This is a genomic window from Streptomyces sp. NBC_00009, assembly GCF_045040855.1.
GTDB classification, from domain to species: Bacteria; Actinomycetota; Actinomycetes; order Streptomycetales; family Streptomycetaceae; genus Streptomyces; species Streptomyces aureus.
On the sequence record NZ_CP108312.1, the window covers coordinates 4,988,991 to 5,006,760 of the forward strand.

A 17,770-nucleotide genomic window follows, 5' to 3' on the forward strand; every position below is an offset into this window, starting at 1 on the left:
GTTGGGGCTGGTCGCGCAGTTCCCCGCGCCCCTTATGGGGGCGCGTGCCTAGCCCGTGATGAAGAGGTCCAGGGCCTTTACCACCAGTGCGTGGTCCTCCAGCTGGGGGAGGCCGGAGACCACCACCGCTCCGATGACTCCCGCGCCCTCGACGGCCAGCGGGAACGCTCCGCCGTGTGCCGCGTACGTGTCCGGGTCGAGCCTGGACGAGTCCTCGAACGTCGTGCCCTTCGCCCGGAAACGGGATCCGACCAGCAGCGACGAGCAGGCGTAGCGCTCCACGACGCGGCGCTTGCGGGCGATCCACGCGTCGTTGTCCGGGGTCGAGCCCGGGAGCGCCGCGTGGAACAGCTGCTGGCCGCCGCGTGTGATGTCGATCGCCACCGGCGCCTTGCGCTCCCTGGCCAGCTCGACGAGCAGCGAGCCCAGCTCCCAGGCGTCCTCGTAAGTGAACTTCGGCAGGATCAGGCGGCGTTCCTGCTCCTCGATCTCCTCGACCGTCGGCGCGCTCACAGGGTCACCGTCACACCGTCACGGGCCGAGCGGCGGGCCGCCTCCAGGACGTCGAGCGCGGCCGCGGCCTGCTCGGCGGTGACAGGGTTCTCGCCGGTGCCGCGCAGGGCGGCGGCGATGGCCGCGTAGTACGCGGGGTAGGCGCCGGGGAGCGTCTCGACGGGGCGTCCGCCGCCGGTCAGCGGGGACTCGCCGGAGCCGATCCGGCCCCACATCGACTCGGGCTCCACGCCCCAGGGTTCGCCGGCCGCCGGGATCGTGCCCTCGCGCAGCACCGCCTCCTGCGGGTCGAGGCCGTGCTTCACATAGCCGGCCTGCGAGCCGAGGACGCGGAAGCGCGGGCCGAGCTGGGCCGCGGTCGCGGAGACGTACAGGTGGGAGCGGACGCCGTTCGCGTGCGTGATCGCGATGAACGTGTCGTCGTCGGCGGCCGCGCCCGCGCGCCGCACGTCGGACTCCGCGTAGACCGAGACGGCCGGGCCGAACAGCACGAGGGCCTGGTCGACGACGTGGCTGCCGAGGTCGTAGAGGAGACCTCCGATCTCTTCCGGATCGCCGGACTCGCGCCAGCCGCCCTTGGGCTGCGGCCGCCAGCGCTCGAAGCGCGACTCGAAGCGCCAGACGTCGCCGAGCTCGCCGTCCGCGATCAGGCTCCGCAGCGTGAGGAAGTCGTTGTCCCAGCGGCGGTTCTGGAAGACCGAGAGCAGCAGGCCGCGCTCCTCGGCAAGCGCCGCCAGCTCGCGCGCCTCGGCCGCGGTGCCGGCGATCGGCTTGTCGACGACGACCGGGAGGCCCGCCTTGAGGGCGGCCGTCGCGATCGGTACGTGCGTCTTGTTCGGGGAGGCGATGACGATCAGGTCGAGCTCGTCGGCCCGCGCCCACAGCTCGTCGGGGGTGGCCGCGCAGCGGATGCCGTCACCGAAGGAGGCGCGGGCCTGCGCCTGGCGCTCCGGGTTCGAGGTGACGACCGTGTCGAGCACGAGGCCGTCGGTCGCGGCGACCAGCGGGGCGTGGAAGACGGAGCCCGCCAGGCCGTAGCCGACGAGACCGACGCGGAGGGGGGAGCCGGTGGTCCCAGCCGTACCTGATGTCATGCCTTCAGTCATGCATCCACTTAAGCAACGGTGTTGCCAAAGTGCAAGCGGAGGGGACAATGGGGGAGTGAACAGGGCTTACTCCGGGGTCAATCTGGCGGTGCTGCGAGGCCATAACGCCGCACTCGTACTCGATCTGCTGCGCACGGCGGGTGACGAGGGCATCAGCAGGCTCGAACTGGCCGAGCGCACCGGGCTCACCCCGCAGGGCGTCAGCAAGATCACGGCGCGGCTCCGGGAGCAGGGCCTGGTCACGGACACCGGCCGGCGCGCCTCGACGGGCGGCAAGCCGCGCACCGTCCTGCGCCTCGTGCCGGACGCGGGGTACGCGGTCGGGCTGCACCTGGACCGCGACGAACTGACGGCGGTCCTGGTCGACCTCGCGGGCGCGGTCGTCGCCGAACGCCGCTCCCCGCTGGCCTTCGGCGCGGGCGGCGACGCGGTGGTGGAGGCGGCGGCGAGCGAGGTGGAGGCGCTGCTCACGGATGCGGGAGCGGGCGCCGGGGAGGCGGCTGCTGGGGATGTGGATGCCGGGGACACGGACGCCGGAGACCCGGGCCACCTCGACGCGCAGGACCCCGCACATCCGGAACTCCCTGGCCCCCGCGTCCTCGGTGTGGGCGTCGCCCTGCCCGGTCCCCTCGACCACTCCTCCGGAGTGCTGCACCGCGTCACCGGGTTTCCCGAGTGGGACGGGTTCCCGCTGCGGGACGCGCTCGCGGCGCGGCTCGGGCTCCCCGTGGTCGTGGACAAGGACACCAACGCGGCCGCGCTCGGCCTCGCGCTCGCCGGGTGCGGCGACTCGTTCGCGTATCTCCACCTCGGTACGGGGCTCGGCGCCGGACTCGTCCTGGGCGGCGCGCCCTACCGCGGGCCGCACACCGGAGCGGGCGAATTCGGCCACCAGGTGATCCAGCTGGACGGCCCGCTCTGCGGCTGCGGCAACCGCGGCTGCATCGAGGCGCTGTGCCTCGCGGCGGTCGCCGCCGGTTCCTTCGACGAGGCCGCGCGCGTGCTCGGCGAGGGCGCGGCGAACACGGTCGGCCTCCTCGACATCGACCTCGTCCTGCTCGGCGGACGCACGGTCGCGGCCGCCGAGGAGCGCTTCGTCGAAGGGGTGCGGGCGGTCCTCGGGGAGCGGGCGCGGCGCGGCGGCACGGTGGAGGTCCCGGTGCTGCGCGCGCCAGGGGCGGAGAGTGTGGTGGTCGAGGGTGCGGCGCAACTGGTCCTCGCACCCCTGTTCGGCCGGGCGCACGGTCGCTTCCCGGCCAACCGGAATGACAGAAATCTGAGCTGATCGAGCGGAATCGCTCGTGCATCGGGCCGTACGGGGCTCTGCCGGTCCGGTACGGGGCGCGGCGCGCGTGACATGGTCGCGGCGGCAGTACCCTTCCCGCCCCGCGATCACAAAGGCTCCCCATGCGACCGCGTATCCCGCTCGCCGTCACTGCCGTGGCCCTGACCTCCGTGGTGACCGGCGGCCCCGCCCTCGCGGCCGACGACGCGGGCAGGGCCGGGTCCGCCGCGCGCGAGCCCACCTGCGCCACCCCGCACCCCGCCGACTTCCCGATCAGCACCCGGATCCACGGCGGCCCCACGACGTACCACCCCGGCGGCGGCTTCCGGACCTGGTTCATCGACCTCACCAACAGGACCGACGCGGAGTGCGCCGACATCCACCCCGTCCTCGTCCTCATCGACAAGAAGCGGACGCTGGCGACGCGGCAGATCCAGCTGGAGTTCTCCGACGGCAAGCGACGCCACCCCGTCCGGTTCGAGCGGACCGACCAGGACGAGAACATCGGCGTCTTCGACGACGGCTTCCCCGGCTTCCGGGTGGGCCCGGGCAAGACCGTCACCGTCCAGGCCCGGCTCACCTTCACCTCCGACGCCGTGCCGAACAGCGTCGTCGCCAACGCGGCCGTCGTGCAGCGCCGGGACGACGACGGCGACTGGGTGGGGCAGTCCCGCGACTACCGGTTCACGCTGACCGACGAGGAGAAGGACAGGGGCGGCGAGCAGTCCGGACGGCCCCCCGGCGAGCAGCGCGACGAACCCGGCGCAGCGGATGACGGCCTCCTGGAGCCCGGCCGCGACAGCGGCACCGCGAGCGGCCGGCCCACCGACGGGCCCGGCCGCACCACTACCGCCCCCATTCCCACCCCCACCCCCACCACCGATACCGGCACGGGCACCGGCACCGGCACAGACCCCGGTGCGGACCCCGGTGCAGACCCCGGTACAGGCACCGGCACCGAGGGCGACCACAGCGGTGGTCTCCTCATGCCCGGCGAACTCGCACGGACCGGACCGCGCTCCTTGCGCGGACTCGGCCTCGCGTCCGGCGCCCTGCTCGTCGTCGGCGCGGCCCTCGTGGCGGGCTCCCGGCGGCTGCGCACCGACCGCGGGTGAAGAGCGACCGCGGGTGAGGAGCGACCGCGGGTGAGGGGCGACCGTGGGCGAGGGGCGGATTCCGGCCACCCCGCCCGCCGCGCGCACCGCACTCCCGGCCCGCCCCCGACACCCCGTTAACAAACGTCTGGGAACATCCCTGGGTGGATTACCCGAACGACCAGGCACCTGGCGCACCCGTGCGCGCCGGCATCCCCGAGCACGGCCGCATCCCGAAGTACTACGCGGTCAAGGCCCATGTCTCCGCGCTCCTCGACGAGCTGGGCGAGGGCGAGCCGCTGCCCACCGAACGGGATCTGGCGCTGCGCTTCGAAGTGGCGCGCGAGACCGTGCGCCAGGCGCTGCGCGAGCTGCTGCTCGAAGGGCGCCTGCGCCGCCGGGGCCGGGCGACGGTCGTGGCCGGGCCCAAGCTGGAGCAGCCGCTGTCGATGGCCAGTTACACCGAGGGCGTGCGCCGCCAGGGCCGCCGCCCGGGACGTACGCTCATCGGCCTCGACCGCTTCCCGTGCCCGCCCGCCCTCGCCGGCGAGATCGCGGTCGAGCGGGGCGAGCCGGTGTGGCACATGGAGCGCGTGCTGCTCGCCGACGACGAGCGCGTCGGCCTGGAGAGCACCTATGTCGCCGTGGCGCGGATGCCGCGCCTGGACGTCGACTTCGACCCGGACTCGTCCTTCTACTCGTATGTGCACGAGCGGCTCGGGATCGAGTTCGGGTCCGCCGACGAGCGCATCGAGACCGTGCTGGCCACCCCGCGCGAGGCCCTTCTGATCGGCACGCCGCCCGCCCTGCCGATGCTCCTCATTCACCGTGTCTCGTACGACACCGGCGGCCGGCCCACGGAACGGGTGCGCACGCTTTACCGCGGGGACCGGTTCTCGTTCACCACGCGTTTGGGCAACTGACCGCCGGGGGGCGGCAGTTGACTCACGATGATAACGAAAATGTAACGGGTCTAGGCCAACCTTGGGTGGCCGTTCACCGTCCCGTTGCCGTGCGGACCGGTACGGGTCATCCATCCCGAGGAGCGTGGCCGCCGTGAGAGAGAAGACCGACCCCATACCCCGCGTGCGCTCGGGAGCTGAGAGCTGATGGCGAGCGGCATCCGCTTCGACAAGGTGTCCGTCGCCTACGGCGCGAACACCGTCCTCCAGTCCCTCGACCTGACGGTCGAGCCCGGAGAGGTCATGGCGCTGCTCGGCCCGTCCGGGTCCGGCAAGACGACGGCCCTGCGCGCCGTCGCCGGATTCGTGCGGCCCGCGTCGGGCCGTGTCCTGATCGGCGACCGCGACGTCACGGACCTGCCGCCCCACCGGCGCGGCATCGGCATGGTCGTCCAGCAGTACGCCCTGTTCCCGCACCTGCGCGTGGAGGACAACGTCGCCTTCGGCCTGAAGGCGCAGAAGGTCGCCAAGGCCGAGATCCCCGCCCGGGTCACCGAGGCCCTGGAAATGACCGGCATGGCGTCCTACGCGAAGCGCTACCCGCGCGAGCTGTCCGGCGGACAGCAGCAGCGCGTCGCCATCGCGCGCGCCCTCGCCATCCGCCCGGGCGTCCTGCTCCTCGACGAGCCGCTGTCCGCGCTCGACGCGCAGCTGCGCTCCGGCATGCTGGCCGAACTCGCCCGTCTGCACCGCGAGTTGCCCGACGTGTCGATTCTCTACGTCACCCACGACCAGGTCGAGGCGCTCACCCTCGCCGACCGGATCGCGGTCATGGACAAGGCGCGGCTCCAGGACTGCGGGACCCCGCAGGAGCTGTACCGCAGGCCCCGCACCGAGTTCACCGCCTCCTTCGTCGGCAACGCCAATCTCCTTCCCGTACAGGTGGGTTCGGGGTCGGTGTCCTTCGCCGGCGCCCGGCTGAAGGTGCCCACCGGCGACGTCGCCTCCGGGGTGTCCGCCACCCTGTGCGTGCGCCCCCACCTCGTCGGACTCGGCGACGGGCCCAACGCCCTCACCGGCTCCGTGTCCGAGGTCCAGTGGCGCGGCTCCACCCACCGCCTGTACGTCGACGTGGACGGGCACCGGCTCAAGGCCGACCTGCGCGAACTGCGCACCCCGCCCGCGCTCGGCGACGAGGTCACCGTGCACTTCGCACCCGAGGACGCGGTGCTGCTGTCGGCCGGGGTGAGCAAGGATGGCTAGCGCCACGCTGAGCACGCCGGTGAGCAAGGCGGCGAAGCCCCGTAAGGGGATACCGAAGTGGGTGTGGGCGCTGCCGCCCGTCGCCGTGCTCGCCCTCGTCTTCCTCTACCCGCTCGCCCTCGTGGTGCAGCAGTCCGTGCAGCCCGACACCGGCGGCACCTCGCTCAAGCCGTACGCCGACGTCTTCGCCTCGTCCGCGTTCCGGGAGGCGCTCGGGACGACGGTGTGGCTGGCGCTGGGAGCGACCGCCGGATGCCTCGTGCTCGGGTTCGCGCTCGCGCTCGTCATCGCGTTCGTCCCGTTCCCCGGCGGGAAGGCCGTCGCCAAGTTCATCGACGTGTTCCTCTCCTTCCCGTCCTTCCTGATCACCCTCGCGCTGCTCTTCGTCTACGGATCCGTGGGCATGGCCAACGGACTGTGGACGGACGTCACGGGCGCCGCCTCCGGGCCCTTCCAGTTCCTGACCACCCCGTGGGGCGTGCTCCTCGCCGAGATCACGTACTTCACACCGTTCGTGATGCGGCCCCTGCTCGCCGCGTTCTCGCAGATCGAGACCGCGCAGCTGGAGGTGGCGTCCTCCCTGGGCGCGAGGCCCGCCCGCATCGTGCGGCAGGTCATCCTGCCCGAGGCGCTGCCCGCGCTCGCCGCCGGCGGCAGCCTCGTCCTCGTCATGTGCCTCAACGAGTTCGGGATCGTGCTCTTCACCGGCGCCAAGGGCGTCACCACGCTCCCGATGCTCGTGTACAGCAAGGCGATCCTTGAGTCCGACTACCCGGGCGCGTGCGTGGTCGCCGTCGTCAACGTCCTGATCTCCGTGGGCCTCTACGGCCTCTACCGGGTGGTGAGCCGCCGTGCTGGTGCATAGCCGTAAGGGCAAGTGGGCCACCTGGGTCCTGTTCTTCGCCCTCTTCCTGCCTCTGTTCGCGCTGCCGCTGCTCGTCATCGTCGCCGCGTCGTTCGCCACGAGCTGGTCGAGCGCCTTCCCGACCGGATTCACCGGCGGCCACTACGAGGCCGCCACCAGCGGCGCGTCCCTCCAGGCGCTCACCACCAGCCTGGTCACCGCCGTCAGCGCCAGCCTTCTCGCCCTCCTCGTCGGCACCTGGGCCGCGCTCGCGGCCGCCGCGCTCAGGAAGGGCGGCCGCAGGGTGCTCGACGCCCTGTTCATGCTGCCGGTCGCCGTGCCGTCCGTCGTGGTCGGCCTCGCCGTACTCGTCGCGTTCTCCAAGCCGCCGATGCTGCTCAACGGCACCCGGTGGATCGTCATCCTGGCGCACACGATTCTTGTCACCGCGTTCGCCTATCAGTCGGTTTCGGCGGCGATCGTACGACTCGACCCCGCGTACGAACAGGCCGCCGCGTCGCTCGGCGCCCGTCCCTCGTACGTCCTGTGGAAGGTGAAGCTGCCCCTCCTGCTGCCGTCCCTGAACGCGGCCGCCGGACTCTGCTTCGCCCTGTCCATGGGCGAGCTGAGCGCCACGATGATGCTCTACCCGCCGGACTGGATGCCGCTGCCCGTGCAGATCTACGCGGTCACCGACCGCGGCTCCCTGTTCACCGGCTCGGCGATCTCCGTGATCCTCATGGCGACGACGCTGCTCGTCCTGCTGCTCGTCTCGCGGATCCGCACCAAAGCCTCGTACCGCTGACTCTCGATTCCCACATCGCTGCAAGGAGTTCACCTCGCCATGCGCAGAAACATGCTCAAGCCGATCGCCGCCGTCACCGGAAGCATCGCCCTCGCCGCCACCCTCTCCGCCTGCGGCGGCAACTCCGCCGCCTCCGACGACAAGACCGTCACCGTGTACAGCGCGGACGGCCTCAAGGGCGAGAACGGCGACGGCTGGTACGACCAGGTCTTCAAGGACTTCACGAAGAAGACCGGCATCAAGGTCGAGTACGTCGAGGGCGGCTCCGGCGAGATGGTGCAGCGCGCCGCCCGCGAGAAGTCGAACACCCAGGCCGACGTCATCGTGACGCTCCCGCCGTTCATCCAGCAGGCCGACGGCAAGGGCCTCCTGCAGAAGTACACGCCCCAGGGCGCCGACCAGGTCGACGGGGCCGACAAGGCCGCCGACGGCACCTGGACCTCCGTCGTCAACAACTACTTCGGCTTCGTCTACAACAAGAAGGACCTGAAGACGGCGCCCACCACGTGGGACGAGCTGCTCGACGGCAAGTACAAGAACAAGCTCCAGTACTCCACGCCCGGCGTCGCCGGCGACGGCACCGCCGTGGTCGTCAAGGCCATGCACGACTTCGGCGGCAAGAAGCCCGCCATGGACTACCTGAAGAAGCTCCAGGCCAACAACGTCGGCCCGTCCGCCTCCACCGGCAAGCTCGCCCCCAAGGTCGACAAGGGTGAACTCCTCGTCGCCAACGGCGATGTGCAGATGAGCTTCGCGCAGTCCAAGACCATGCCGAACCTCGGCATCTGGTTCCCGAAGAAGGCCGGCGGCAAGCCCACCTCGTTCGCCCTGCCCTACGCCGGCGGCCTCGTGAAGAACGCCCCGCACAGCGAGAACGGCAAGAAGCTCCTCGACTTCATGCTGTCCACCAAGGCGCAGCAGCAGGTCAGCTCCGTCGGCGGCGGCTTCTCCGCGCGCAAGGACGTCAAGGCGACCGACGAGAACGCCATCGCCCTCACCAAGGTGATGGACGGCGTCGAGATCTTCGAGCCCGACTGGAACGACATCGACAAGAACCTCCAGACGTACGTGGAGGACTGGAAGTCGGCGACCGGCAGCTGACCCTTCACCGTCGCGCCCGGCCACCCGGTCGCTCCGGGTGGCCGGGGCACTCGTCAGACGAGGTCGACGAGGTCCGCGATCGACTCGACCACCTTGGTCGGCCGGAAGGGGAAGCGGTCGAGATCGGCCTTGCTCGTGAGTCCGGTCAGAACGAGGTAGGTCGTCATTCCGGCTTCGAGTCCGGCCAGCACGTCGGTGTCCATACGGTCGCCGATCATCGCGCTGGACTCCGAGTGCGCACCGATGGCGTTGAGCCCCGTGCGCATCATCAGCGGATTGGGCTTGCCGACGAAATACGGCTCCTTGCCGGTCGCCTTGGTGATCAGTGCGGCCACCGACCCCGTGGCGGGGAGCACACCCTCCGTGGACGGGCCGGTGTTGTCCGGGTTGGTGGCAATGAAACGGGCACCGTTATTGATGAGGCGAATCGCCTTGGTGAGAGCCTCGAAGGAGTAAGTGCGGGTTTCCCCCAAGATCACAAAATCGGGGTCCGCGTCAGTGAGGATGTAACCCGCTTCGTGTAGAGCGGTGGTGAGGCCGGCCTCACCGATCACGTAGGCCGTGCCGTTCGGCCGCTGACTGTCGACGAATCTGGCGGTTGCCAGGGCCGAGGTCCAGATGTTCTCTATCGGCACTTCGAGGCCGATGCGATTGAGTCGCGCATGCAGGTCGCGGGCCGTATAGATGGAGTTGTTGGTGAGGACGAGGAAGGGCTTGCCGGAGTCACGCAGCTTCTTGATGAAGGCGTCCGCCCCGGGGATCGGGACGCCCTCGTGCATGAGGACCCCGTCCATGTCGGTCAGCCACGACTCGATGGGCTTGAGCTCTGTCATGGGTGCGGACTCCTACCCTGTCGACCTGCGGGATGGCCATGTTATGCATGCAGCCGGGCGACGGCCCGTCAACCGATTCCCCTGCTCACGATGCCCCGGTCAGCACTTCCACACGATCTCGATCAGATCAGGGCGAAACGCACCTCGTTGCGCCCCTCCCTTGCCTGCGGGTTTGCTGATCACCGTGTCGATCGCGCGCTCCATCTCCCGTCGTTTCATGTCTGTGGTGCAGGACTCCCATTCCCGGATGACGCGGGCGAGAGTGGACTTCGAGGGCCTCGGCGCTGTGGACAGGACGGCGGCCTCTTCCCTGACAGCCTGCTCTTTCTCCTCAAGCCGTCTGATCTCCCGCGCGAATTCGGCCAAGGACAGCAGATCGTCGGCTCGGAGTTGCCGGGCCTCGGCCTTGTCCGCTTCGATCTGCCGAAGAGTCTGCCGTGCCGCTGTCAGCTCGGGGACTTCCGTGGCTGACGACCCCGCTTCGATCAGCTGCTGTCGGAGCCGGTCAAGGAGCTGATTCTCCACATGGTCCTCGACAGGGGGCCCGCTACGGGACAGACTCCCGCAACCTCCGTCGGCGGCACGGCAGTAGTAGTGGTAGCCGTACTTCTCGTGGCTTACGGTGCCCTTCTGGTAGACGCCGGAAGAAAGGGCGGCCCCGCACTTGGCGCAGCGGGCGATGCCAGTCAGCAGCCGTTTGGTGACTGTGGTTCCCTTCTTCCGCCCGGTGCCGCTCTGCTTGCGCGAGTCCAGCTCTTCGACGAGTTCACACCACTCCTCGGCGCTGAGGATGGTGCCCCAAGCCCCGGTGACGGGCTTGCCGTCCGTGCGCTCCACCAGATACTCGACGGGGTCCACTCGGCCCGATCGTTCCCGGACTTCCTGCGGAATGTAGGAGCGGTATCCACAGAGGCGGGGATTCCGCAAGATGTACAGCACGCTGCTGTAACCGATTCCCTTAGTGCCGTCTTCTCGGCCGGGGGTCTGGGGGTTGTCCCCCCGGGGGGACACGGCATCTGCACCAACCCGGACGAGACCGGCCCCTCCACCGAGGGCCCGCTGCCCGCCACCGGCGCCGTCGCCGCGCTGATCACCAAGGCGACCGGCAAGCAGCCCTACTTCGCGGGCAAGCCGAACCCGCTGATGATGCGCACCGGCCTGAACGCGATCGGGGCGCACTCGGAGAGCAGCGCCATGATCGGCGACCGCATGGACACCGACGTCCTCGCGGGCCTCGAAGCCGGGATGAAGACCTTCCTCGTCCTGACGGGGCTCACCGGCAGGGCCGACGTCGACCGCTATCCCTTCCGGCCTTCCGAGGTCGTCAATTCCATCGCTGACCTGGTCGAACTCGTCTGATCCCGCTCCCGGGGGCGGCCTTTTCCGGCGCCCCCGGGATGCGGATCTGGCCTGCGCGCGTGACCCTTCCAATACAGGAGGTTCACAATGCGTAGAGAGATGTTCGCTCTCCGTGCCATAGGGGCGGCCGCCGTTCTGGTGACACTGCCCGTAGCCGCCGCCCACGCGGAGGGCGGGGAATCCGACGGATCCACCGGTTCCGTCACCGTCACCCCGTTCACCCCCGCCCCCGGGACCCAGGTAGACCTCAGGGTCTCCGGTTGCAAGGAATCCAGGGGCAAGGTCTACTCGGACGCCTTCGAGACGCCCGGCGATCTCGCCCCGTCCGCGGACCGGCCCACGCTGACCAGCCAGGCCCGCATCCGCTCGTCCGCGACACCCGGGATCTACGAGATCAGGGTGACCTGCGACGGCGACAGCAGCAGGGTCAAGGGCAGCGTCCAGGTCCTCCAGCAGGGCCGGCCCGCGCCGGTCCCCACCGCACCCGTGCACGCGGGCGGCGGCGGTACCGCGCAGCTCACCGCGGCCCGCACCACCGAGATCACCGACGGTCTGCGCGAGGAGGGCCCCGGCACCCGGCACGCGGTGCTCGGCCTGGTGCTCGCGGCGGTCGCGGCCGTCGCCGTGGCCCTGCGCAGCGTCCGCCGGCGCCGCTCCGACTGAGCGGGGGCCGATCATGGCTGACGGCGAACGACCGCACGGCAACGGGCGGCTCGTGACCGGAGTGGCCTGGGCCGTACTGCTGCTCGGCCTGTGGCTGTGGGGCCGAGGAGTCACCGATATCCACGGCCTGTCCGCGCCCACGACGGGCGACGCGGCCGCCGTCGGACGGCCGCTCGGCATCGAACTGCCGCCCGCGCACAAGCCGATGGCCGGTGCGGAGCCGCAGCACATGGATGTCTCCGCACTGAAGATCGAGGCGCCGGTGACGGCCCGCGGCCTCGACGGGAGCGGCGCGATCGACCCGCCGCCGTTCTCGCAGGCAGGCGTCGTCGGCTGGTACGGCGGCGGCGTGAAGCCGGGCGAGCGCGGCACGGCCCTGCTCGTCGGGCACGTCGACACGGACACCAGGCCCGCCGTGTTCTACCGCCTCAGCTCGGCCAAGCCGGGCGACAAGGTGCGGGTCGCGCGGGACGACGGCTCCGTCGCCGAGTTCACCGTCGACGACGTGCAGGTCTTCAGCCGCGACCGGTTCGACGCGCAAAAGGCGTACGGCCAGCGGAAGTCCGACCGGGCCGAGCTGCGGCTGATCACCTGCGGCGGCTCCTTCGACCGGGCGTCGCACACCTACACCGCCAACGTCGTCGTGTCCGCGTACCTCACCGGCGTGACCGACGCGCCCGCGCGCTGACAACCCGGCCCGGCCGGCGGCCGCTCCCCCCGGGGAGACGCCGGCCGGGCTGGTCCTCGACCGCGCGCGCTCGGGCTGCGGGAGTAACCCGGCGTCGGCGCGGGAGGTCGGCAGAGACCTGCCCTCCCGGAGAGGTGGTGCAGGCCGGGGCTCGGGCCGCTCACGACGACTCTAGAGCGGATGGGCGACGCGGCCTAGAGGCTGTTCGACGCCAAGTCCGGATGTGCTCGCAGCCCCCGTGAACACCGAACGCGGGTGCTGTAACAGGTATTTGACGAACCCTGTCCGCCCTCGTGGTCGCGGCGGCCCGTATGCCAGGATTGAGAGTCGTACAGGGCACCCAAGGGGGAGTGGATGTACCGCAAGGACGCAGGCCGCGTACGCGGTGTCGGCGCCTGGGGGGTGAGGGCGGGAGCGGCGGCCGTGGGGGCGGCGCTGCTGGTGTCCGGATGTTCCTCCGGGGACGGCAAGGACAAGAACGGCTCACCGTCACCCGTGAAACAGCAGCCGAAGGGGTCCGACCCGTACTGGGTCAACCCGGACGGCAGCGCCGCCAAGCAGGTCGCCGCCTACGAGAAGGCCGGCAAGAAGGACGACGCCGAGCAGATCCGGAAGATAGCCGAGCAGCCGAGCGGCGAGTGGATCCTCCCGGAGAACGCGGAGGACCAGGCCCGGGGCTACACCGAGGCGGCCGACAAGGCCGACCGGGACGCCCTGCTCGTGCTCTACAACATCCCGCACCGCGACTGCGGCCAGTTCTCCAAGGGCGGCGCGGCCGACGGGAACCAGTACCGGGCGTTCATCGACAGCGTCGCCCAGGGCATCGGCGACCGGCACGCGACGGTGATCCTGGAGCCGGACGCCGTGCAGCACATGGTGGACAACTGCACGCCGGAGGAGTTCCACGAGGAGCGTTACGACCTTCTCAAGGGCGCCGTCGGCAAGCTCAAGTCGCTGAAGAACACGACCGTTTACCTCGACGCGGGCAACGCCGGCTGGGGCAAGCCCGACCAGATCTTCCAGCCGCTCCAGTGGTCCGGCATCGACCAGGCCGACGGCTTCTCGGTCAACGTGTCGAACTTCTACACCACCGCGGACTCCGTGAAGTACGGCAAGGAGCTCTCGGCGAAGGTCGGCAACAAGCCGTTCGTCATCGACACCAGCCGCAACGGGAACGGGCCCTACACGGGCGGCGACCCCGACCAGCGCTGGTGCAACCCGCCCGGGCGGGCGCTGGGCGAGGAGCCCGGCACCAAGACGGGCGACCCCCTGGTCAAGGCGTACCTGTGGGTCAAGCGGCCCGGCGAGTCGGACGGCGACTGCAAGGGGGGTCCCCCGGCCGGGAAGTGGTGGCCGGAGTATGCGTTGAAGCTGGCGCGGGCGACAGGCTAAAAGATGTCCTCAAACGCCGGACGGGCTGGATATGCCAGCCCGTCCGGTGCTTTTACGGCACGTGCACCCACTGTGCCTTGCTGGGCGTGCCCTGATCGTCCGTCACGAACAGCATGTACCAGCCCGACTCGACCAGGCTGCGGTTGTTCGGGATGGTCACCGTGACGCTGTCCTTCGACTTCTTCAGGTCGAGGGCGATCGACGTCTGGTCGACGTCCGTGACGTGCGTGGACGCGCTCGGCCTGATCAGCCGGGCCGTCCTGATCGCCGTCGCGTGGTCCGACTCGTACGTCGCCGTGCCGCCGCGCGCGACGGTCTTCGTGCCGCCGCTGAGCGTGGGCCGCGAGTCCTGGTACAGATACGGCGGCGTGTAGATCTCGATGCGCTGCTCGAAGACGCCGGGCTTGGTGTTCGCCTTGTCGGCGTAGAGCGAGTCCGAGCCGAAGAACATCACGCGGCCGTCGGGCAGCAGGATCGAGCCCGAGTGGTAGTTGCGGCCGACGAGCGGGTCGGCGACGCGCTTGAACGTGTTGGTCTTCACGTCGTACAGCCGCGCCTGGTGGATGTTCGAGTCGCCGCGGCCGCGGTAGTCCTCGGAGCCGCCGGACACCAGGACCGTGTCGTCGGGGAGCGTGGAGGACTGCGGGTAGCGCGTGCCCTTCTCCAGCTCGGGACCGTCGACGAACTTCGGGTCCTTCGCCTTCAGGTCGACGATCCGCGTCCTGCGGCTCGACTCCTTGGACTCGCCGACCCCGCCGCCGCCGACCACCATGTAGCGCTGGTCCTGCGCGGGCGGCAGCTCCACCGTGCCGGCGGTCTCCATCAGCTTCGGGTCGCTCAGCCCGGGAATCTTCCGGAACTTGTTGGTCGCGAGGTCCCAGATGCCGGGCGTGCGGCCGACGTTGTCGGGCCCGTAACCCGCGTTGGCACCCGAGTAGAAGATCTTCCCGTCCTCCATCTGGAAGAGGGCCGGGTACGTCGGGAACTGGCGGATCCCCTTGGTGTACGTCCACTTCTTGGTTTTCGGGTCGTACGTCTCGTTCTTGCCCGGGACGAGCTGGCCGATGTCGTCGAGCCCGGAGACCGAGAGGACCCTGCCGTCCGAGAGCGTGGTCAGCGTCGGGTACCAGCGGGCCTCGTTCATCGGGTCGACCTTGATGTACTTCTCGGCGACCGGGTCGAACTCGTAGCTGTCCCTGATCCCCTGGAAGTCCTTCTTGTCCAGGGCGAGCTTCTGCGCGATGCCGTAGACGTTGCGCGCGTCGGCGCCCTTGAGGCCCTGCACGCGGTAGTTGTCCTGCGTGCCCGTCTCGTACTTCGTGCCGCTCTTCTGCGCCTCGACGTAGACCCGGCGGATGCCCGGGTCGTTGCGCAGGAACTTGCCCGTCTTGGGGTCGAAGACCTTCTTCGCCCGCTCGATGGTGATGTTCTCGCTGGTGACGAAGGTCTTGCCGTTCTCCTTGCCGGTGAACCTGGACCCCTTGGGGATCGTCTTCGGCTCGTCCGGGTCCTCGTTGTGGACGATCATCAGGCCGCCGGCCTTGGTGACGTCGCCCTTGAGCTTCTCGTAGCTCTTGGTGCCGCCGGCGATGAGCAGATTGCCGTTGGCCAGCTGCGTGTGGCCCGTGCAGAACAGGTCGCTGGGCGTGGGGATCTTCTTGATCGTCCCCTTCACCGGGTCCCACAGCCGGGTGTCGAACTTCTTCGCGTCGAAGTTGTCCTGGTTGTTCCCGGACCCGGCCACGAGCAGGATCTTGCCCGTGTGCAGCAGGGCGGCGTGGATCGTGTTCTGCCGGTACTCCTTGGGGAACTCGACGATGTCCCACCTGCCGTTCTCGGCCTTGTACTCGGGTCTGTTGATCTTGTACTCGTGGTACTTCGCCGACCCGAACCGGTAGAGCCACGGACCGTTCATCCCGGCAAGCGCTAGCACCACCACCGAGCCGATGGCTATGCGTCGGGCACGGCGGCGGCTGGCACCGTCTTTCATTTCTTACGTCCCCCAAGGGCGATCTGCATGGTCTGGTCGGGCGCGGCCCAGGTGGGCTTCTCCTGGGCGTGCTGCGCCGTGGTCGCCGGGTGCTCCGCCTGGTCGGGGGGAGCGGTCACCGGCGGCTTCGGCTTCTTCCTGTCCTGCCGCATCGTCCACCGCCACACGAAGATCGGCGAGGCCGTGATGAGCAGCGCGAACGAGGCCCAGGTGAGCATCGCCGGGTGCGCGTGCCCGTACACGAAGGACGCGGTCATGGACGCCGCGAAGACCAGGATGAAGAACAGGTGGATGCGGAACGTGCCAAACAGCGTGTCGGGGCTGGCCGACTCACCCTTGGGGGTCACGACGAACTTGCTCTTGCGCCGCAGCACGGCGTCCAGCAGGGAGCGTGCGTAGATCGGCGCGGACAGTGCCGACATCACCATGCCCGCGATACCGCCGGAGCCCTCGGGCTCGTGCGGCGACACGTTGTGGCGGCGGTTCCAGATGTAGAGGCCGATCTGCAGCGCGGACGCGTTGCCGTACAGCATCAGCCAGATGGTCGGGTCGATGTTCACGCCGGACGCGCCGAGACCGAGGAACAGGGCGCAACTCAGCGCCGCCAGAATCCAGTTCATGGCGGACATCGGGTAGAAGATGACCATCATCGTGTAGTTGAAGAAGCGGCCCGGCGGCAGCGAGAACGGCGCCTTCCAGAACTGCTTGAGGATCGTCTCGTACGTGCCTCGGGACCAGCGCAGCTGCTGCGTGAAGAAGTCGGTCCAGGCGTTCGGGCCCTCACCGACGGCGAGCACGTCGGGCGTGTAGACCGACTTCCACTTCTCGCCCGTGGCCGGGTTCTTGGCGCGGTGGATCTCGAAGCCCGTCGCCATGTCCTCGGTGATCGAGTCGTACAGACCGCCGATCTGCTTGAGGGTCCTGATGCGTACGGCGTTGGAGGTGCCGACGAACATCGGGGCGCCGTAGGCGTTCCCCGCGCGCTGGATCAGCGCGTGGAAGAGGAACTGCTGGGATTCGGCGGCCTTCGTGACGAAGGAGTCGTAGTTGCCGTAGACCTGCGGGCCGATGACGAAGCCGACGTTCTCGTCGCGGAAGAAGCCGAGCATCCGCTCCAGGTAGTTGGGCAGCGGCACATGGTCGGTGTCGACGGAGGCGAAGTAGTCGTAGTCGTCGCCGTGCGCGTCCAGCCAGGCGTTGTAGTTGCCGTGCTTGGTCTTGGCGCGGTGCGGGCCCTTGGCCTGGTTCCACCTCGCGACGCCCTTGCGGGAGAAGTGGTGCACGCCGAGGCGCTCGCAGACCGCCTTCACCTCGGGGTCGTCGCCCTCGTCGAGGAGCCAGATGTGCAACAGCCCCCGGTGGCGCAGCTTCACGGCCGCCTCCAGGGTCTTCGTCACCATCTCGATCGGCTCCTTGCCGGGCACGAACGAGGTCAGGAACGCGACTCTCGTGCCGGTCTCGGGCACCACCGGGATCGGGTCGCGGGCGACGAGCGTGGCGTGCGCGTTCGACAGCACGTTCATGCAGCGGAAGAACTCGATCAGGCCGATCGACACCAGCATCACGACGTCGAGCGCGGGCAGGAAGTCGTACGCCGGGTAGTCCCGCTCCGTCCAGTGCTCGGGCTGGAGCAGCCAGAAGAGCAGTACGAGAGAGAGGAGCGGCGCGGCGCCCAGCATCAGCGCGGCCCGCAGCCGGTGCGGCTCCTGCGAGAGCAGCGAGCGGTACTGCACCTTGTACGGCTTGCCGGGTTCGGGCTGGGTCAGCGGCCCCGCGAGCCGGCTGTAGTGCTCGTAGTCGTAGCGCGGCAGGGCCTTCTTGATGCGCCGGAAGCCGCCGGTCCGATGCGGCGGCACGCGTAGCTGGGTGGTCTGGGACGGATCGAAGTTCTGCCGGGCGCCTGTCGGCGTCGACGTCATGAGTCATTCCCCC

Annotated in this window: 17 protein-coding genes; 11 read left to right on the plus strand and 6 right to left on the minus strand. The window is 69.8% G+C overall.

From position 1 onward, the window contains the following. Positions 1-48 precede the first annotated feature (48 nt). Positions 49-513 (minus strand): heme-degrading domain-containing protein, encoded by a 465-nt coding sequence (locus OHA58_RS22525; RefSeq protein ID WP_405480939.1) that lies wholly within the window; start codon positions 511-513, stop codon positions 49-51. Further along, positions 510-1,619: a Gfo/Idh/MocA family oxidoreductase gene (locus tag OHA58_RS22530; protein ID WP_405480940.1), complete on the minus strand. Its 1,110-nt coding sequence runs from the start codon at positions 1,617-1,619 to the stop codon at positions 510-512. Before OHA58_RS22530 ends, OHA58_RS22525 begins: the two co-directional genes overlap by 4 nt. On the opposite strand from OHA58_RS22530, the gene OHA58_RS22535 reads away from it, so the two are divergent. The 7 genes from OHA58_RS22535 to OHA58_RS22565 all read left to right on the plus strand — a co-directional run bounded on the left by OHA58_RS22535 (position 1,606) and on the right by OHA58_RS22565 (position 8,913). Beyond that, a complete protein-coding gene (locus OHA58_RS22535; protein WP_405480941.1) occupies positions 1,606-2,904 on the plus strand; it encodes an ROK family transcriptional regulator in 1,299 nt (432 codons plus the stop codon). The two genes, OHA58_RS22530 and OHA58_RS22535, sit on opposite strands and share 14 nt — an antisense overlap. A gap of 122 nt (positions 2,905-3,026) precedes the next feature. Further along, positions 3,027-4,019: a hypothetical protein gene (locus OHA58_RS22540; protein ID WP_405480943.1), complete on the plus strand. Its 993-nt coding sequence runs from the start codon at positions 3,027-3,029 to the stop codon at positions 4,017-4,019. A gap of 143 nt (positions 4,020-4,162) precedes the next feature. Beyond that, positions 4,163-4,921 carry a GntR family transcriptional regulator gene (locus tag OHA58_RS22545; protein WP_405480944.1) on the plus strand — a complete coding sequence of 253 codons (759 nt, stop codon included), beginning with the start codon at positions 4,163-4,165 and terminating at the stop codon, positions 4,919-4,921. Positions 4,922-5,107: 186 nt separating this feature from the next. Beyond that, entirely contained in the window at positions 5,108-6,163 is a 1,056-nt protein-coding gene (locus OHA58_RS22550) for an ABC transporter ATP-binding protein (RefSeq protein ID WP_405480946.1), read from the plus strand. Further along, positions 6,156-7,028, plus strand: a complete 873-nt coding sequence (locus OHA58_RS22555; protein WP_405480947.1) for a 2-aminoethylphosphonate ABC transporter permease subunit — start codon at positions 6,156-6,158, stop codon at positions 7,026-7,028. Before OHA58_RS22550 ends, OHA58_RS22555 begins: the two co-directional genes overlap by 8 nt. Then, on the plus strand, positions 7,015-7,812 hold the full coding sequence (locus tag OHA58_RS22560) for an ABC transporter permease (protein ID WP_405480949.1): 798 nt from the start codon (positions 7,015-7,017) through the stop codon (positions 7,810-7,812). The genes OHA58_RS22555 and OHA58_RS22560 overlap by 14 nt, the downstream gene beginning before the upstream one ends. 39 nt (positions 7,813-7,851) lie before the next feature. Further along, positions 7,852-8,913: a 2-aminoethylphosphonate ABC transporter substrate-binding protein gene (locus OHA58_RS22565; RefSeq protein ID WP_405480950.1), complete on the plus strand. Its 1,062-nt coding sequence runs from the start codon at positions 7,852-7,854 to the stop codon at positions 8,911-8,913. Between the two features lie 53 nt (positions 8,914-8,966). On the opposite strand, the gene OHA58_RS22570 is transcribed toward OHA58_RS22565, so the two are convergent. Together OHA58_RS22570 and OHA58_RS22575 are read right to left on the minus strand one after the other, a co-directional pair. Beyond that, the gene (locus OHA58_RS22570) at positions 8,967-9,746 is read right to left on the minus strand and encodes an HAD-IIA family hydrolase (protein WP_405480951.1); all 780 of its coding nucleotides are present in this window, start codon (positions 9,744-9,746) and stop codon (positions 8,967-8,969) included. Positions 9,747-9,845: 99 nt separating this feature from the next. Next, on the minus strand, positions 9,846-10,583 hold the full coding sequence (locus OHA58_RS22575) for a recombinase zinc beta ribbon domain-containing protein (RefSeq protein WP_405480953.1): 738 nt from the start codon (positions 10,581-10,583) through the stop codon (positions 9,846-9,848). Between the two features lie 252 nt (positions 10,584-10,835). Here OHA58_RS22575 and OHA58_RS22580 point away from each other — a divergent pair, with 252 nt between their 5' ends. From OHA58_RS22580 to OHA58_RS22595, 4 genes are all read left to right on the plus strand, one after another. Then, on the plus strand, positions 10,836-11,105 hold the full coding sequence (locus OHA58_RS22580) for an HAD hydrolase-like protein (protein WP_405485103.1): 270 nt from the start codon (positions 10,836-10,838) through the stop codon (positions 11,103-11,105). Between the two features lie 99 nt (positions 11,106-11,204). Continuing rightward, complete coding sequence (locus tag OHA58_RS22585) at positions 11,205-11,768, plus strand: hypothetical protein (RefSeq protein ID WP_405480954.1); 564 nt, start codon at positions 11,205-11,207, stop codon at positions 11,766-11,768. Positions 11,769-11,781: 13 nt separating this feature from the next. Further along, entirely contained in the window at positions 11,782-12,456 is a 675-nt protein-coding gene (locus OHA58_RS22590) for a class F sortase (RefSeq protein ID WP_405480956.1), read from the plus strand. 354 nt (positions 12,457-12,810) lie between these two features. Beyond that, positions 12,811-13,848: a glycoside hydrolase family 6 protein gene (locus OHA58_RS22595; RefSeq protein WP_405480957.1), complete on the plus strand. Its 1,038-nt coding sequence runs from the start codon at positions 12,811-12,813 to the stop codon at positions 13,846-13,848. A gap of 52 nt (positions 13,849-13,900) precedes the next feature. Here the strand turns inward: OHA58_RS22595 and OHA58_RS22600 are convergent, their stop codons facing one another. Both OHA58_RS22600 and OHA58_RS22605 read right to left on the minus strand, forming a co-directional pair. Further along, the gene (locus tag OHA58_RS22600) at positions 13,901-15,838 is read right to left on the minus strand and encodes a galactose oxidase-like domain-containing protein (RefSeq protein WP_405480959.1); all 1,938 of its coding nucleotides are present in this window, start codon (positions 15,836-15,838) and stop codon (positions 13,901-13,903) included. Next, a complete protein-coding gene (locus OHA58_RS22605) occupies positions 15,835-17,757 on the minus strand; it encodes a glycosyltransferase family 2 protein (protein WP_405480960.1) in 1,923 nt (640 codons plus the stop codon). The genes OHA58_RS22600 and OHA58_RS22605 overlap by 4 nt, the downstream gene beginning before the upstream one ends. Between the last annotated feature and the right edge of the window lie 13 nt (positions 17,758-17,770).

Coding starts and splice junctions, on each gene's coding strand:
- OHA58_RS22550 (WP_405480946.1), top strand. CDS start 5,108: ATGGCGAGCGGCATCCGCTTCGACAAGGTGTCCGTCGCCTACGGCGCG.
- OHA58_RS22555 (WP_405480947.1), top strand. CDS start 6,156: ATGGCTAGCGCCACGCTGAGCACGCCGGTGAGCAAGGCGGCGAAGCCC.
- OHA58_RS22585 (WP_405480954.1), top strand. CDS start 11,205: ATGTTCGCTCTCCGTGCCATAGGGGCGGCCGCCGTTCTGGTGACACTG.
- OHA58_RS22600 (WP_405480959.1), bottom strand. CDS start 15,838: ATGAAAGACGGTGCCAGCCGCCGCCGTGCCCGACGCATAGCCATCGGC.
- OHA58_RS22565 (WP_405480950.1), top strand. CDS start 7,852: ATGCGCAGAAACATGCTCAAGCCGATCGCCGCCGTCACCGGAAGCATC.
- OHA58_RS22535 (WP_405480941.1), top strand. CDS start 1,606: ATGCCTTCAGTCATGCATCCACTTAAGCAACGGTGTTGCCAAAGTGCA.
- OHA58_RS22570 (WP_405480951.1), bottom strand. CDS start 9,746: ATGACAGAGCTCAAGCCCATCGAGTCGTGGCTGACCGACATGGACGGG.
- OHA58_RS22590 (WP_405480956.1), top strand. CDS start 11,782: ATGGCTGACGGCGAACGACCGCACGGCAACGGGCGGCTCGTGACCGGA.
- OHA58_RS22530 (WP_405480940.1), bottom strand. CDS start 1,619: ATGACTGAAGGCATGACATCAGGTACGGCTGGGACCACCGGCTCCCCC.
- OHA58_RS22595 (WP_405480957.1), top strand. CDS start 12,811: ATGTACCGCAAGGACGCAGGCCGCGTACGCGGTGTCGGCGCCTGGGGG.
- OHA58_RS22540 (WP_405480943.1), top strand. CDS start 3,027: ATGCGACCGCGTATCCCGCTCGCCGTCACTGCCGTGGCCCTGACCTCC.
- OHA58_RS22605 (WP_405480960.1), bottom strand. CDS start 17,757: ATGACGTCGACGCCGACAGGCGCCCGGCAGAACTTCGATCCGTCCCAG.